Here is a 13,892-nt window from a genome sequence, read left to right on the forward strand (position 1 = left end):
CGCCGGCCTGCATTTCGCCGTTGCATTCGGCGAAACGCGGCACTAGGTTCCGCGCCGTCGCCGGACAGCTTCCGGGCGCCGCGACATCAGGCGCAAGCCGTGCAGCCATAGCTCAGTTGGTTAGAGCGCTAGATTGTGGATCTAGAGGTCCCCCGTTCAAGCCGGGGTGGCTGTACCATCTCTCCTTATCCGATTCCGTTGGTCCTTGAGATTGCGCGCGCGGCCTGCGCCGGCCTAGCTTGCCGCCCTGACGCGCGGCACGGGCCGCCGGCTTCGGGAGCACGCCATGCCCAGCAAGATCGATCTCCTCAATCCCGCCTCGCTCTCTCCGCCGACCGGCTATTCGCACCTCGCCATCGTCAAGGCGGAGCGGCAGGTTCATGTCTCCGGCCAGGTCGCTTACGACCCGATGGGGAAGGTGGTGGGGGAGGGCGATATCGCCGCCCAGGCCGAGCAGGTCTACGCCAACCTCGCCGCGGCGCTGGCTGCTGCCGGCACAGACTTCACCAGGGTGTTCAAGCTGGTGACCTATGTCGTCGATCTCAGTACGGAGAAGGCGATCGCAGTGCGGAAGGTGCGCCTGAAATACCTCGGCGACGGCCCCTATCCGGCGAGCACCATGGTCGGCGTCACCGCCCTGGTCGACCCGCGCCTCCTGATCGAAATCGAGGCGATCGCCGCGCTGGATTGAGTGCCAACCGGCAGGACTTGCGACAAAGGGCGGCGCTCGCCATATCCGGTTCACGCGGTTGGGTTCGCCTTTCGCGTACGGAGCGCTGCGCAAGCGGGCTCCGGTAGTTCCAGAGGCGCCTTTCAAGGGCTTCGTGATGACGCGTCCGCCTAGCCTGTCGCATCCCTTCCTGCTCGGCTTCGACGATATCGAGCGGGCTCTCGACCGGGTCGCCAAAGGCGCCGGCGATGGCTATCCGCCCTATAACATCGAACGCATGCCGCGCACCGAGGACGAGCCCGACAAGCTCAGGATCACGCTCGCGGTGGCCGGATTCTCGCGCGAACAGCTCGAGATCACGCTGGAGGAAAACCAGCTGACCATCCGCGGCCGGCAGGTCGACGACAAGACGCGGCATTTCCTGCATCGCGGCATCGCCGCGCGGCAGTTCCAGCGCTCCTTCCTGCTCGCCGACGGCATGCAGGTCCTTGGCGCCGATCTCTCGAACGGGCTGCTCGCCATCGACCTGGCTCGTCCGGAACCGGAACGGCTCGTCCGGCGTATCGATATCATGAGCCGCGACTAGGGGCCTTCAAGAAGGCGCTTCATAGACGTCAGTCCGGGAAGGCATGCGGTTTGCCTTCCGTTCATGATCACGGATGCACAATCAAGCCGCCTCGCACTGCTCTGAAGGAGGGCGCGATGACTGAGACCAGAGAGACCCCCTGACCACGGCTGAATTTGCCGCTCTCGGCAACGGCCAGGTCGCCTATCTCAAGCCGATTATGTCGGACGAGCTGGCGCGCATCTTCCCGCAGGCGCCGGAAATCGAGCCCGGGCTGCAGCTCTTTGCGCTGCTTTCGGCCGATGGTGCACCGATCCTGGTGACAGATTCCCGCGAGGCCGCGACGGCCAACGCCTGGGAGCACGACCTCAGGATGGTCAGCCTGCACTAACCGGTTTCAGGCCGTCGCGGGTACGATCCCCGCGACGGCTGTCACCAGACGCTCGATGTCGTCCGGTGTCGACAGCCGGTGGTCACCGTCCTTGATCAGGGTCAGCACGACCGGATCGTGCGGCAGGTGCTCGACCAGCTTCAGCGCCTGGCCATAGGGCACGTCGGGATCCTTCATTCCCTGCAGGATATGAATGGGGCAGCCGGTTTCGAGCGGCTGCCCGAAGAGGAGATGGCGTCGTCCGTCCTCGATCAGCGCTCGCGTGATCGGCATCGGCTCCGGCGAATATTCCGACGGCCGCTGCCAGACGCCGTCCTTCGTAATGGTTTCGCGGATCGCTTCCGGCATCTGCGCCCACATCAGCTCTTCGGTGAAGTCGACGGCCGGCGCGATCAGCACGAGGCCGGCCGGTTGCAGTTGCGGAGCGGTCTTGCGCAATTGCAACGTCGTCAGCAGCGCAACCCAGCCGCCCATGGACGAGCCGACCAGGACGGCCGGGCCTCGGGCGTGGGCAGCGAGCACCGCCTGCGCATCCTCGATCCAGTGCGACATCGTCCATTGCGCGAAGTCGCCGCTCGACTCGCCATGGCCGGCATAGTCGAAGCGGATGAAGGCGCGTCCCGTGCGCTGCGCCCAGGCGGCGAGCGCCTCGGCCTTGGTCGCACGCATGTCCGAGCGCAAACCGCCGAGCCAGACCACCGGCGGGCCCTTGCCGGCCTGCGCGAGCACCGCGATCTCGCGGCGCTCCGTACCGGTGCCGATGCTCAAAAATTGCGGCTCAGGCTTCGTCACCCTATGCTCTCCTGTGGTGAACCGGGTGAAAGCAGGCAGATGCCAGCTGCAATACCGCCCGATTTGGTCATCATCTGAACCCGATAGCACCCGCGAGTCGCCAAGCAGAAGGCCTTTTCGAGTAGTGAGCACCTCCCTGCGTTCCGGCGCACAATTGTCCCTGCCTTCGACCGAGACGCATCCGCTCGCCGGGCGCACCGTGCTGCAGATCATCCCGGATCTGGAAGCGGGTGGTGCCGAGCGCACCGCCGTCGATATCGCCGCGGGGCTGACCGAAGTCGGTGCGCGTGCGCTGGTCGCGACCGAAGGCGGGCGGCTCGTCGCCGAGCTGCAGGCCAAGGGAGGCATCTGGCTGCCGTTCCCGGCCGCGGCCAAGAACCCGGTCTCGATGCTGCTGAACGTGCGGACCTTCGCCCTGCTGTGCAAGCGCGAACGGGTCGATCTCGTCCACGCCCGCTCGCGGGCACCGGCCTGGGTCGCGCTTGCAGCGACGCGGGCACTGAAGCTGCCCTTCGTCACCACCTATCATGGCTCCTACAACGCCCGCTCGGCGGTGAAGAACCTGTATAATTCGGTGATGGCGCGCAGCGACTGCGTGATCGCCAACTCCGCCTATACCGCCGATCTGATCCGGGCCCGGCACGGCTTCGCCCGTGACCGCATTCGCGTCGTCCATCGCGGCACGGACTTTTCCGCCTTCGCGCCGGCGGCGGTGAACCCGGAGCGGATCAGCGCGCTGCGCAGCGCCTGGGGTGTCGAGCCGCATCAGCGCATCGTGCTGCTGCCCGGCCGGCTCACCGGCTGGAAAGGCCAGAAGGTGCTGATCGAGGCGGCGCGCCAATTGCGCGACGCCGGCGACGAGGACACCGCCTTCATCCTCGCCGGCGATGCGCAGGGCCGCGACGGCTATGTGCGCGAGCTCGACGACGCCATCGCCAAAGCCAAGCTCGAAGGCCGCGTCCGCCGCGTCGGCCATTGCAGCGACATGCCGGCGGCCTTCCTGGCGGCGGCCGTCGTCGCCGTACCCTCGACCGAGCCCGAAGCCTTCGGCCGTGTCGCCGTCGAGGCGCAGGCCATGGGCACGCCGGTCATCGTCTCCAATCTCGGCGCCGTGCCGGAGACGGTGCTGGCGCCGCCGCAGGTCTCGCCTCAGGAGCGCAGCGGCTGGCATATCCCGCCCGGCGATGCGCCAGCGCTCGCCGAAGCGTTGCGCGAAGCGCTGGCGCTTCGGCCTTCCGCCCGCGACGCGCTGGCGCGCCGCGCCAGGCTGCATGTCGAGCGCCATTTCTCGTTGGCGTCGATGGTCAACGACACACTCGACGTCTATTGCGCCCTGCTGGGGCGCTGAACCCACCTGATCCATTGACAACGCTTCGCATTGTGCAATGTGTCTCACCAACGGCGCGATGCGCCAATCACAGGAGAATACAGCCATTCGTCGTCCCTTCCGTGCCGCACCAACCCCCGTCAAGGACGGCCCCCGCGCCAACCGCGACATTCGTGGCGTCCGCGACGTCCAGCTCATCGACGATACCGGCGCCAACCGTGGCGTGGTCTCGTTCTTCGAGGCGCTCAAGATTGCCGAGGACGCCGGTCTCGATCTGGTCGAGATCGCCCCCAATTCAGAGCCGCCCGTCTGCAAGATTCTCGATTATGGCCGCTTCCGCTTTCTCGAGCAGAAGAAGGCGGCCGAGGCGCGCAAGAAGCAGCGCACCATCGAGATCAAGGAAATCAAGCTCCGCCCCGGCATCGACAAGCACGACTACGACGTGAAGATGAAGGCGATGCACGGCTTCTTCGACGAAGGCGACAAGGTGAAGGTCACCCTGCGCTTCCGCGGCCGCGAGATGGCGCACCAGGACCTCGGCGTGAAGGTGCTGGAGCGCGTCAAGGCCGATCTCGTCGAGATCGCCAAGGTCGAGAGCGACTGGCAGCTCGAAGGCCGCCAGATGGTGATGGTGCTCGCGCCGAAGTGATGTCGAGCCGCGCGCCCGAATGAGGCCCGCATTCGCACCGTTTTTACGAAGCCCGGCCGTTTCGGCCGGGCTTCGTTGCATTCGGCCCGATCCGGCCATCAGTCGACCAGGTCAAGGCATCCCCTAGAGCCCGCTCCGATCAGCTTGCACGGCAAGCTGATCAAAAAAAAGCGGTCTCCAAACTCAAAGTGAGAAACGGATCCGGCTCTAGCTGACGGAGCGGATGATCTCGCGATAGGCCGCCTCGGGGAAAGCCTTGAGCGTTTCCGTGCGGACATTGCCGAGCATGGCCAGTTGCAGGCAGAAGCGCGCCTGCACGGCATCGTCCGGCGCCTCGCAGACGACGACCATGTCGTGTTTGCCCATCGTCATGAAGAAGGCTTTGAAATCGCCGCCCATATCCTTCAGCGCCTGTTTGGCGGTGTCGAGACGGGCGGGCGAATCCTTCAGCTTGCGCGCGCCTTGGTCGGTCCAGTTGAGCAGCATGATGTAGGTGGTCATCGCGCCTCTCCCCGAAAAGGCCCGGCCTTTCCGTCGGAAGCAGTATACGGCGCCGGCTTGTCGCCGCACTGGTTCCGGATGGGTTGTTGAACCATCCGCCGGGCCTGCCTTGCCAGTCTAGCATCACGGGCCGGTATCCGGCAGGGCCTATCGGCTGAGCAGCCGCTTCAGCTTCCGCACCGCGCTGTCCGGCGTCGTCAGCACCGGCTTGCCTGTCGCGGCTGTGACCGCCGATGCCGCGCGCGCCAGGCTGAACTGCGCCAGCGCGATCGCGTCACAATCCGTCAGCTCGCTGGCTGCGAGAGCCGCCAACCGGTCATGCTCGGGCCCGTCATCGAGTGCGGCGAACGCGTCGTCGGCGAGCTTCGGCACTACCGTCAGCGATCCCGGAAACTCCGGGGGCATCGACTGGAGCGTCGGCCCGAAGCTGGCGAGGAGGCCGATCCGGCTGCCGACCGTCTCCGCTTCCTCGATCATCGCCTCGTTCGGCTTCAGCACCGGCAGCGGCGCGAGCGCGCGCTGGACCGCCTCGATGCAGGGTCCGAATGCCGAGCAGGTGAAGAGGATGCCGTCGGCGCCGGTCGCCCGGGCATAGCTCGCCAGATTCAGGAAGCGCCCGGTCATCGCCTCGGTGATCCGCCCGTCGCGGGAAAGATCGGCCGATAGGCTGTCATCGAGCAGGTTCATCAGCGTGGCTTCAGGCCACAGCCGCGCGAACGCCGCCTCGATCGGAGGCGGCGAATGGCGCAGCGCATGGATCAGTGCGATTCGCATCGGCAGGCTTTAGCGGATCGGATGCGGGTATTGCAGCCCGCCCTTCGAGGCGAGGTCGTTGAGTCCGCGCTTCAATTGCAGCTTGGAGCCCGCGCCGACATTGCGCTCGAAGCTCTCGCCGTAATTGCCGACATGCTTGATGACGCGATGGGCCCAGTCATTGGAGAGGCCGAGGCCCTCGCCGAACTTGCCCTCGACGCCGAGCAGGCGCTTGATCTCGGGGTTCCCCGACTTGAGCTGCTCCTCGACATTGGCCTTGCTCACCCCGAGTTCCTCGGCATTGAGCATGGCGTAATGCACCCATTTCACCAGCGCGACCCAGCTCTCGTCGCCGCGCTTCACCGCCGGGCCGAGCGGCTCGCGCGAGATCAGCGTCGGCAGGATGACGAAATCGTCCGGCTTGGAGAATTTCAGGCGCTCGGCGGCAAGGCCGGAGGTGTCGGTGGTGAAGGCGTCGCAGCGCCCGGCCTCCAGCGCCTTGACGCCCTCTTCATTGGTGGCGAAGCCGATGATCTCGTATTTGAGTTTGTTGGCGCGGAAGAAGTCGGCAAGGTTGAGCTCGGTCGTCGTCCCTTGCGTCACGCAGATCGAGGCGCCGTTCAGGCCCTTCGCCTCGGTGACCCCCAGAGACTTGCGCACCATGAAGCCCTGGCCGTCGAAATAGTTGATGATCGGCCAGGACATGCCGGCCGTGGTGTCGCGCGACATCGTATAGGTCGCGTTGCGGGCGAGCATGTCGACCTCGCCCGACTGCACCACGACGAAGCGCATCTGCGGCGTCGTCGGGATGAACCGGACCTTGTTCGGGTCGTTGAAGATCGCAGAGGCGACGGCGCGGCAAAGATCGATGTCGAGCCCGTCCCAGCGCCCGTCCGACCCCTGGATGCCGAAGCCAGGAAGGGCGATGTGGTTGCCGCAGATCAGCTCGCCGCGCGCCTTGACGCGGTCGAGCGTGCCGGTCTGGGCGGTGGCTGCGCCGGAGAAGCCGAGCGCGGCGAGGCCAGCGAAGAGCAGATGTTTCAGCTGTTTGGTTTTCATGGCAGTTCCCCTGTCGTGGTCGCTACGGGCTCTTGGCGGCCCGGATTGTGGTGAGCCTCAGGCCGGTCGGGCCGAGGCCAGGCTCGCGTCGATGGCGTCGCCGAGTCGCTCGACGATGGTGTCGACGGTCGCGGCATCGATGATGAAGGGCGGTGCGAGCAGGATATGGTCGCCGGCGGTGCCGTCGGCCGTGCCGCCCATCGGGTAGATCAGCAGGCCGCGGTCCTGCGCTGCCTGCTTGATCCTGGCGTTGAGCTTCAGTGCTGGATCGAAGGGCGTCTTGGTCGAGCGGTCGGCGACGATCTCGATGCCCCAGAAATGGCCGCGCCCGCGGATATCGCCGACATGATGGTGATTGCCGAAGCGCTCGCGCAGGCGCTGCTCCAGCCTGGCGCCCTGCTTGCGGACATTGGCGAGCAGGTCGTCGCGCTCGATCACCTGCTGCACGGCGAGCGCGGTGGCGCAGGCGAGGGGATGGCCGACATAGGTCTGGCTGTGTGGGAAGATGCCCGAGCCCAGCCGGACCGCCTCGATGACCCGCTTCGAAGCCAGCATCGCGCCGATCGGCGCATAGCCGCCGCCGAGCCCCTTGGCGATCGCCATCAGATCGGGGGCGATGCCTTCCTGCTCGCAGGCATGCAGCGTGCCGGTGCGGCCCATGCCGCTCATCACCTCGTCGAGGATCAGCAGCACGCCATGGCGGTCGCAGATCTCGCGGATGCGCTTGAAATAACCGGGGGCGGCTGGGACAGCGCCGAGCGTCGCCCCAACTACGGTCTCCGCGACGAAGGCGCAGACCGTCTCCGGCCCGAGCTCCAGGATCTTCCCCTCGAGCTCGTCGGCGACACGAAGCCCGTATTCCTCGCTGGTCTCGTCGGCGCGGCGGTCGCGATATTCGTAGCAAGGCGAGATGTGATGGCCCTGCATCAGCATCTGCTCGAAGGGCGCGCGATCCTTCATCCGCCCGCCGACCGAGAGCGCCCCCAGCGTGATGCCGTGATAGCTCTGCCGGCGCGAGATGAAGTTGACTCGGGTTTGCTCGCCTTTCTCGACGAAGTAATGCCGCGCCAGCTTCAGGCAGGCCTCGATCGCCTCCGAGCCCGAGCTGCAGAAATAGACTGATGCCATCCCGGCCGGCGCCCGCGCGATCAGATGGTCGGCGAGTTCCTCGGCCGCGTCGGTGGTGAAGAAGCTGGTATGGGCATAGGCGAGCTTGTCGATCTGCGCATGCATCGCTGCGAGCACGTCGGGATGGGCATGGCCGAGGCAGGAGACCGCGGCACCGCCCGAAGCGTCGATATGCTCGCGCCCGTTCTGGTCGCGCAGCAGCATGCCTTCGCCGCCGGTCGCGGTCGGATAGGTCTTGCTCAGCATGCGATGCAGGATGTGGCTCATCGGTGGCCTCGCTTGGCGGCTCTTGAATTCAGGAAGGTGCCGGCGGCGTCGAGTGCAGCCTCGTGGCGCGCGATCGCGGCGAGCGCAGCCTCGCCCTTGCGCGCCGTCATCAGCGCCGCCAGGCATTCGACCGCGGCGAAAGCCGGCGTCATCGTGTGAAAGAAGGACGGCGTCTCGGTGCGCACCAGCAATACAACATCGGCGAGGGCGGCGAGCGGCGAGAGCGCGCTGTCGGTCAGCGCCACGACCATTGCGCCGTGCTCTTTCGCGATCTCAGCAGCTTGTACCGTCAGCCGCGTATAGGGCGCGACCGAGACGGCAAAGAGCGCATCGCCCGGGCCGATCCGGCGCAGCGCATCAATGCCGCGTCCACCGGCGCCGTCGGCGAGGACCGAGCCCGCTCCGATCAGGTCGCGGATGTAGTCGAGCATGAAGGCGGCCGGGAAGGCCGAGCGCAGGCCAAAGCAGAACACGGTCGGCGCTTCGCTGAGCAGGTCGGCGGCCTGCTCGAAGCGGGCGAGTGCCTGTGGCTCACGCAGAGCCTTGAGATGTTCGGCCAGTGCCGCGAACATGTCCTGTGCGATCGCGCCCGGGCCTTCCTCGCCATGGCGCTGCATCAGCTCGCCGGCACGACCGGCAAAGCCTTCCGGCCGCCGCCGCAGCGCCGCGGCGTGGACGGCGCGGAGTTCGTCATAGCCCTTGAGGCCGAAGCGCTGCGCCAGCCGGGTGAGGGTGGCCGGCGACAGGCCGGCCCGCTTGGCCTGCTCGCGCGTCGTCAGCAGCGCGACATCAGCCGGATGGTCGAGCACCCAGCGCGCCGCCGCCTGTAATTGCTGCGGCAACTGTTCGAAGCTCTCGGTGAGGCTCGCCGTCAGGCCGGGCTTGTCCATGCGGGGATGCTAGCAAGGAGTCGGCGCGCATGAAACAAAAATGTCGATATGGAAACTAAGAAACATTTGTTTCATCGGTGACAGACGCAGCGGCATTCTGCCACCGGCTCAGTTGCGGACGAGGAGTCCGTCGAGCATCAAATTGAAGGCCTCGATCGCCTTGCGCGAGGTCGCCTCCGGATCGGGCGCATGTGCGATCCATTGCGCCGCGTATTGCGTCGCCCCAGCAATCAGCCGCGCCGCAGCTTCGGCATCGATCGGCGCGATAACGCCGGTCTCCGCCAGCTTCGTCAGGCTCTCCGTCATCGAACGGATGCACTCGCTCAGCGTCGGCCAGTCCCAGGGATCGCCGAGAACGGCGGGGCCCTCACGCAGCATGATGCGCTGGATTTCGGGATCGAGCGCCAGCTCGATATAGGCGGTGCATTCGTTGCGGAAACCGGTCCAGGGATCATCAGCCTTGGCCGTGGCGGCCCGCATATGCGCGTTCATCTCGCCGTCGATCTCGACGATCACTGCCGCCAGCAGGCCCTTCTTGTCGCCGAAATGATGGTAGAGTGCGCCTCGTGTCAGCCCGGCCGAGGCGGTGAGCTCGTCCATCGAGGTCTGGGCATAGCCGACCGTGCCGAAGGCGGCGCGCGCCGCGGCGATCAGCTTGGCCCGGGTCTCGGCAATCATCTGTGTGCGCGGCTTGCGCGTCATCCATGTTCCTTTCGCATACGAGGCGTATGTTAATTGACATACGTTGCGTATGTAGCTATTCATGTCACATACGCAACGTATGTCAATTAAGCTTTGATGTGACGGAGACGTCCATGCCTAACCCCTATCGCGAGATTTTCCGGGCCCCCGGTTCGATCGGCTTTTCAGCCGCCGGCTTCCTCGCCCGCATGCCATTCTCGATGCTGACGATCGGCATCGTCACCATGCTCTCCCAGGCGCGCGGCCAGTACTGGCTTGCCGGTGGCGTCGCCGCGACCTTCGCGTTCTCCAATGCGCTGATCGCGCCGCAGATCTCACGGCTGGTCGACCGCCACGGCCAGAGCAAAGTGCTGATCCCCGCCACACTCGCGACCATTGTCGCGCTGATCGGGCTGATGCTGGCGACGCGCCTCGAGGCGCCGATCTGGGTACTTTTCCTCTTTGCCGCTCTCGCCGGACTCGAGCCGAGCATGATGGCGATGGTTCGCGCCCGCTGGACCGAGATCTATCGCGACACGCCGCATTTGCGCACCGCCTTCGCCTTCGAATCGGTCATCGACGAGGTCATCTTCATGCTCGGCCCGGTGATCTCGATCGGCCTCAGCGTCATCTGGTTCCCGGAGGCCGGGCCGCTCGCGGCGACGATCCTGCTCGCCGTCGGCATGGCTCTGTTCGTCGTACAGCGCGCGACCGAGCCGCCCGTGCACTCGCAGGGCGTCGGCGCCAGCAGCTCCGCCATCCGCCTGGTGCCGGTGCAGATCATCGCGCTGCTGATGGTCGCGCTCGGTGTAGTCTTCGGCACGGCCGAGGTCACCGCGGTCGCTTTCGCCGAAGCGCAGGGCAACAAGGCGGCGGCGAGCCTGGCGCTCGCGGCCTATGCCGCCGGCTCCTTCATCACCGGCCTCATCTTCGGCGCGCTCCGCCTGCGCATGCCACTCGCCACGCAATTACTGCTTGCGATTGGGCTTGCCGCGGCGACGACGCTGCCGCTGCTGATCGTGTCCTCGCTCTGGATGCTGGGCATCGTGCTCTTCATCGCCGGCGCCTCGATCTCGCCGACCGTCATCGTCGCCATGGCGCTGGTCGAGCGGCATGTTCCGGCTTCGAAGCTGACCGAGGGCATCACCTGGGTGATGACCGGCATGGGCATCGGCATGGCGGCGGGTTCGGCCGCCTCGGGCTGGCTGATCGACGTCTATGGCGCGAGCAGCGGCTTCTATGTTTCGGTCGCCGGCGGGTTCTCGGCGCTGGCGATCGTCACGGTCGGGTTCTGCCTGATCGCCGAGCCGCGGCGGGCCCGCGAGCCGGCACTCGCCTGAGGAATGAGAAGTCGCGCTTGCAAGGGCGCGGCTTTTCTGCGATACGCGCGCCTTCGATCGCCCGGCTGATAAGGGCTGCCGTGGCGGTCGTTCTTTGCTTCCCAAAGCAAAACTCAAGCGGCGCAATTCGCGCGCTCGCGACCTATGAGGAGCTGAAATGCCCAAGATGAAGACCAAATCGGCCGCTAAGAAGCGGTTCAAGCTCACCGGAACCGGCAAGGTGCTCTATGCCCAGGCTGGCAAGCGTCACGGCATGATCAAGCGGACCAACAAGCAGCTCCGCAATCACCGTGGGACGAACGTTCTTTTCGAGGGCGATGCTGCCAACGTGAAGAAGTATTTCCTCCCCAACGGCTAACGCCTGACAACCTTTCCGGAGATCAAACATGGCTCGTGTTAAACGGGGCGTTACGTCCCATGCCAAGCACAAGAAGACTTTCGAGGCTGCCAAGGGTTTCTATGGCCGCCGCAAGAACACGATCCGCGCCGCCAAGGCGGCCGTCGATCGGTCGATGCAATATGCCTATCGTGACCGCAAGAACCGGAAGCGCACCTTCCGCGCGCTCTGGATCCAGCGCCTGAACGCTGCGGTGCGCGAGCACGGCCTGACCTATTCGGTGTTCATGGGCGGCCTCATCAAGGCGAACCTCGAGCTCGACCGCAAGACCCTGTCGGCGCTTGCCATCGACGACGCGGCTGCCTTCGCTGCAGTGGTCGAGACGGTCAAGGGCGTACTCGCCGCCGAAGCCAAGGCCGCCTGAGCGGACTGACCTGATTGGATTGCAAAAGGCCGGCGGAAACGCCGGCCTTTTTCGTTTGAGCACGCCGTCATGCTCGTCCTTGTGGCGAGCATCCATGTCTTGAACACCGTCTGAAGACGCGGATGGTCGGGGCAAGCCTGACCATGACGGAAGACCGGCCAACGGTTACGTCTGCACCTTCTCCACCGCCTTCGGCGTCCAGTTCTCGCCGGCACCGTCGAGGATGCGCTGATAGGCTTCCTCCGGACTGTTCGCATAGCAGAACAGCTTGAGGTCCTCGGGCCGGATGAAGCCGGCCTCGGCCATCCGGTCGAGGTTGATCAGGCCCTGCCAATAGGCGCTGTCGTAGAGCACGATCGGCACCGGCGGCATTTTGCCGGTCTGCACCAGCGTCATGATCTCGAACAATTCGTCGAGCGTGCCGAAACCGCCGGGGAAGACCACCAGCGCCGCCGCCCGCATGGCGAGGTGCATCTTGCGCATCGCGAAATAATGGAAGCGGAAGGTCAGGTCCGGCGTCGACCACGCATTAGGATCCTGCTCATGCGGCAGGGTAATGTTGAAGCCGATCGAGACCGCGCCGGCCTCGGTGGCGCCGCGATTGGCGGCTTCCATGATGCCCGGCCCGCCGCCGGTGGCGATGACGTGGTTCCGGCCTTGGTCCTTGCCGTCGAGCGCGCCGCCGCGTTCAGAGGCGATCCGGGCGAAGGCACGCGCCGCCTCGTACCAGGGATTGCCCTCGCTCACCCGCGCCGAGCCGAAGACGACGATGGTCGAGAGGATGCCGCGGGCCCGCAGGCTGTCCTCGGCCTTCTGGTATTCGAGCATGAAGCGCGCCCCGCGCATGGAGTCGCCGAGGAGAAAGTCCTGGTCGAGGGCGGCGATCCGGTAGGAGGGCGAGTTCTTCTGGGCGCTGTTGTCTGGCATAGGCGGGCTTCTTTGCGGGGGCGGGTTGCGCTGAGACGATGCGCCACGCCTATCACGTCACGAGATGTATTTCCGCAATACGCCCGCCATGCGTTCGGCGCCGGAATTATGAGGCAGCAGGGTCAGGAAGCGGCCGTCCTGTCCCATCAGATAGGTCAGCGAGCCGTGGTCGATGGTATATTCGCCGTTGCCGTGATGCGCTTGCGTCAGCTTGCGGCGATGCACCTTGTAGGCCCTGGCGACCGCTGCCAGCTCGGCCTCGTTGCCGGATAGCCCGATGAGCCGGGGATGGAAGTTCGCGACATAGGCTGCCATAACAACCGGGGTGTCGTTGACCGGATCGACGCTGACGAACAACGGCGCGACCTTCGCGGCCAGAGGCCCGAGCGCATCGAGCGCCTGCGCGATGATCGGCAAGTCGACCGGGCAAGTATCGGTGCAACGGGTAAAGCCGAAATAGATCAGCATAAAGCGGCCGAGAAACTCAGCCTCCGTCACCCGCTTCCCGGTGTGGTCGGTCAGGCTGAATGGGCCACCGAATTGCGTCGCCAGCGGGTCTTGCGGTGGCCTGGCGGCCGGGGAGGGGCTGTGGCCGCCATGGTCCTGCGCGCGAGCGGCAACCGCCGAGCCGGCAGCAAGACCGGCGAGCAGGAGGCGGCGGCTGATCCGTCTGGTCATGGCTTCGGCTTGGGGGCTAGACCCTTGACGCCGAACGGCCCATCTTCGGCGATGATCCGGTTGGCCTGTGGATCGCCGCGCCACCATTCCTCGGCCTTGCTGTTCCTGGCCTCCCAATCGGCCTTGAAGCGTTCGGCGGCGATCCAGTCCTGATCCGGTCGCTCGCGCAGGCGCTGCACGAAGAACAGGGTCACCGCCGGGTTCTCGATCAGCAGGCCGTCGGCCTCGATCTCGCGTCCGCAATAGCCGGCGAGGTCGCCGGTCGCGCCAGCGAAGTCGATGTTCGACTTGGCGACCAGCCTGAAGGTTCCGTCGGAGAGCGCGAGCCCGAGCTGCCGCTTGCCGGCGCCGCAATCTGGTGCGCAGCGGCCTTTGAGCTGACACAGCGCATCGACGACGCGACCCTTCAACACCACCTGCTTTTCGTGCGGGATGTTCCAGGGCTCGGCAGCGAGGGACGGCGTGCCAGCGAGCAACACAGCGACGCCGAGTGCCTTGACGATAGTATCCATC

General features: G+C 65.9%; 18 protein-coding genes and 1 tRNA gene. 9 read left to right on the forward strand and 10 right to left on the reverse strand.

Annotated features, from left to right (window positions below; genetic code table 11):
• Nucleotides 1–101: 101 nt before the first annotated feature.
• The 4 genes from QO058_RS23295 (at nt 102) to QO058_RS23310 (ending at nt 1,626) form a co-directional block, all read left to right on the forward strand.
• Nucleotides 102–178, forward strand: a tRNA-His gene (locus QO058_RS23295).
• Between the two features lie 108 nt (nt 179–286).
• The gene (locus QO058_RS23300; RefSeq protein ID WP_284168592.1) at nt 287–691 is read left to right on the forward strand and encodes a RidA family protein; all 405 of its coding nucleotides are present in this window, start codon (nt 287–289) and stop codon (nt 689–691) included.
• A gap of 136 nt (nt 692–827) precedes the next feature.
• Complete coding sequence (locus QO058_RS23305) at nt 828–1,256, forward strand: Hsp20 family protein (RefSeq protein ID WP_126113446.1); 429 nt, start codon at nt 828–830, stop codon at nt 1,254–1,256.
• Nucleotides 1,257–1,395: 139 nt separating this feature from the next.
• Nucleotides 1,396–1,626: a BQ00720 family protein gene (locus QO058_RS23310; protein WP_284173005.1), complete on the forward strand. Its 231-nt coding sequence runs from the start codon at nt 1,396–1,398 to the stop codon at nt 1,624–1,626.
• 6 nt (nt 1,627–1,632) lie between these two features.
• Here QO058_RS23310 and QO058_RS23315 read toward each other — a convergent pair whose 3' ends face one another.
• Entirely contained in the window at nt 1,633–2,418 is a 786-nt protein-coding gene (locus tag QO058_RS23315) for an alpha/beta hydrolase (protein ID WP_284168593.1), read from the reverse strand.
• A 124-nt stretch (nt 2,419–2,542) separates the two neighbouring features.
• Here QO058_RS23315 and QO058_RS23320 point away from each other — a divergent pair, with 124 nt between their 5' ends.
• Nucleotides 2,543–3,766, forward strand: coding sequence for a glycosyltransferase family 4 protein (locus tag QO058_RS23320; RefSeq protein WP_284168594.1), 1,224 nt, complete (start codon nt 2,543–2,545; stop codon nt 3,764–3,766).
• Between the two features lie 58 nt (nt 3,767–3,824).
• The gene (gene infC, locus QO058_RS23325) at nt 3,825–4,394 is read left to right on the forward strand and encodes a translation initiation factor IF-3 (RefSeq protein ID WP_432212080.1); all 570 of its coding nucleotides are present in this window, start codon (nt 3,825–3,827) and stop codon (nt 4,392–4,394) included.
• Between the two features lie 207 nt (nt 4,395–4,601).
• On the opposite strand, the gene QO058_RS23330 is transcribed toward infC, so the two are convergent.
• The 6 genes from QO058_RS23330 to QO058_RS23355 form a co-directional block, all read right to left on the reverse strand.
• The gene (locus tag QO058_RS23330; RefSeq protein ID WP_284168595.1) at nt 4,602–4,895 is read right to left on the reverse strand and encodes a GYD domain-containing protein; all 294 of its coding nucleotides are present in this window, start codon (nt 4,893–4,895) and stop codon (nt 4,602–4,604) included.
• Between the two features lie 147 nt (nt 4,896–5,042).
• Entirely contained in the window at nt 5,043–5,669 is a 627-nt protein-coding gene (locus QO058_RS23335) for an aspartate/glutamate racemase family protein (protein ID WP_284168596.1), read from the reverse strand.
• Between the two features lie 9 nt (nt 5,670–5,678).
• On the reverse strand, nt 5,679–6,707 hold the full coding sequence (locus tag QO058_RS23340) for an amino acid ABC transporter substrate-binding protein (protein WP_284168597.1): 1,029 nt from the start codon (nt 6,705–6,707) through the stop codon (nt 5,679–5,681).
• A 57-nt stretch (nt 6,708–6,764) separates the two neighbouring features.
• Nucleotides 6,765–8,102, reverse strand: coding sequence for an aspartate aminotransferase family protein (locus tag QO058_RS23345; protein WP_284168598.1), 1,338 nt, complete (start codon nt 8,100–8,102; stop codon nt 6,765–6,767).
• On the reverse strand, nt 8,099–8,992 hold the full coding sequence (locus QO058_RS23350) for a MurR/RpiR family transcriptional regulator (protein WP_284168599.1): 894 nt from the start codon (nt 8,990–8,992) through the stop codon (nt 8,099–8,101). The genes QO058_RS23345 and QO058_RS23350 overlap by 4 nt, the downstream gene beginning before the upstream one ends.
• A 108-nt stretch (nt 8,993–9,100) precedes the next feature.
• Complete coding sequence (locus tag QO058_RS23355) at nt 9,101–9,694, reverse strand: TetR/AcrR family transcriptional regulator (RefSeq protein WP_284168600.1); 594 nt, start codon at nt 9,692–9,694, stop codon at nt 9,101–9,103.
• A 113-nt stretch (nt 9,695–9,807) separates the two neighbouring features.
• Here QO058_RS23355 and QO058_RS23360 point away from each other — a divergent pair, with 113 nt between their 5' ends.
• The 3 genes from QO058_RS23360 to rplT all read left to right on the forward strand — a co-directional run bounded on the left by QO058_RS23360 (nt 9,808) and on the right by rplT (nt 11,774).
• Nucleotides 9,808–11,013, forward strand: a complete 1,206-nt coding sequence (locus QO058_RS23360; protein ID WP_284168601.1) for an MFS transporter — start codon at nt 9,808–9,810, stop codon at nt 11,011–11,013.
• A gap of 157 nt (nt 11,014–11,170) precedes the next feature.
• Entirely contained in the window at nt 11,171–11,371 is a 201-nt protein-coding gene (rpmI, locus tag QO058_RS23365) for a 50S ribosomal protein L35 (protein ID WP_110488066.1), read from the forward strand.
• Between the two features lie 28 nt (nt 11,372–11,399).
• Nucleotides 11,400–11,774, forward strand: a complete 375-nt coding sequence (rplT, locus tag QO058_RS23370) for a 50S ribosomal protein L20 (protein WP_284168602.1) — start codon at nt 11,400–11,402, stop codon at nt 11,772–11,774.
• A 165-nt stretch (nt 11,775–11,939) separates the two neighbouring features.
• Here the strand turns inward: rplT and QO058_RS23375 are convergent, their stop codons facing one another.
• The 3 genes from QO058_RS23375 to QO058_RS23385 are packed head-to-tail and all read right to left on the reverse strand — an operon-like array spanning nt 11,940 to nt 13,891.
• Complete coding sequence (locus tag QO058_RS23375; protein WP_284168603.1) at nt 11,940–12,701, reverse strand: LOG family protein; 762 nt, start codon at nt 12,699–12,701, stop codon at nt 11,940–11,942.
• 57 nt (nt 12,702–12,758) lie between these two features.
• Nucleotides 12,759–13,379, reverse strand: coding sequence for an SCO family protein (locus QO058_RS23380; RefSeq protein ID WP_284168604.1), 621 nt, complete (start codon nt 13,377–13,379; stop codon nt 12,759–12,761).
• Nucleotides 13,376–13,891: a hypothetical protein gene (locus QO058_RS23385; RefSeq protein ID WP_284168605.1), complete on the reverse strand. Its 516-nt coding sequence runs from the start codon at nt 13,889–13,891 to the stop codon at nt 13,376–13,378. The genes QO058_RS23380 and QO058_RS23385 overlap by 4 nt, the downstream gene beginning before the upstream one ends.
• Nucleotide 13,892 lies beyond the last annotated feature (1 nt).

This window comes from Bosea vestrisii (genome assembly GCF_030144325.1).
In the GTDB taxonomy this organism is placed as follows: Bacteria; Pseudomonadota; Alphaproteobacteria; order Rhizobiales; family Beijerinckiaceae; genus Allobosea; species Allobosea vestrisii_A.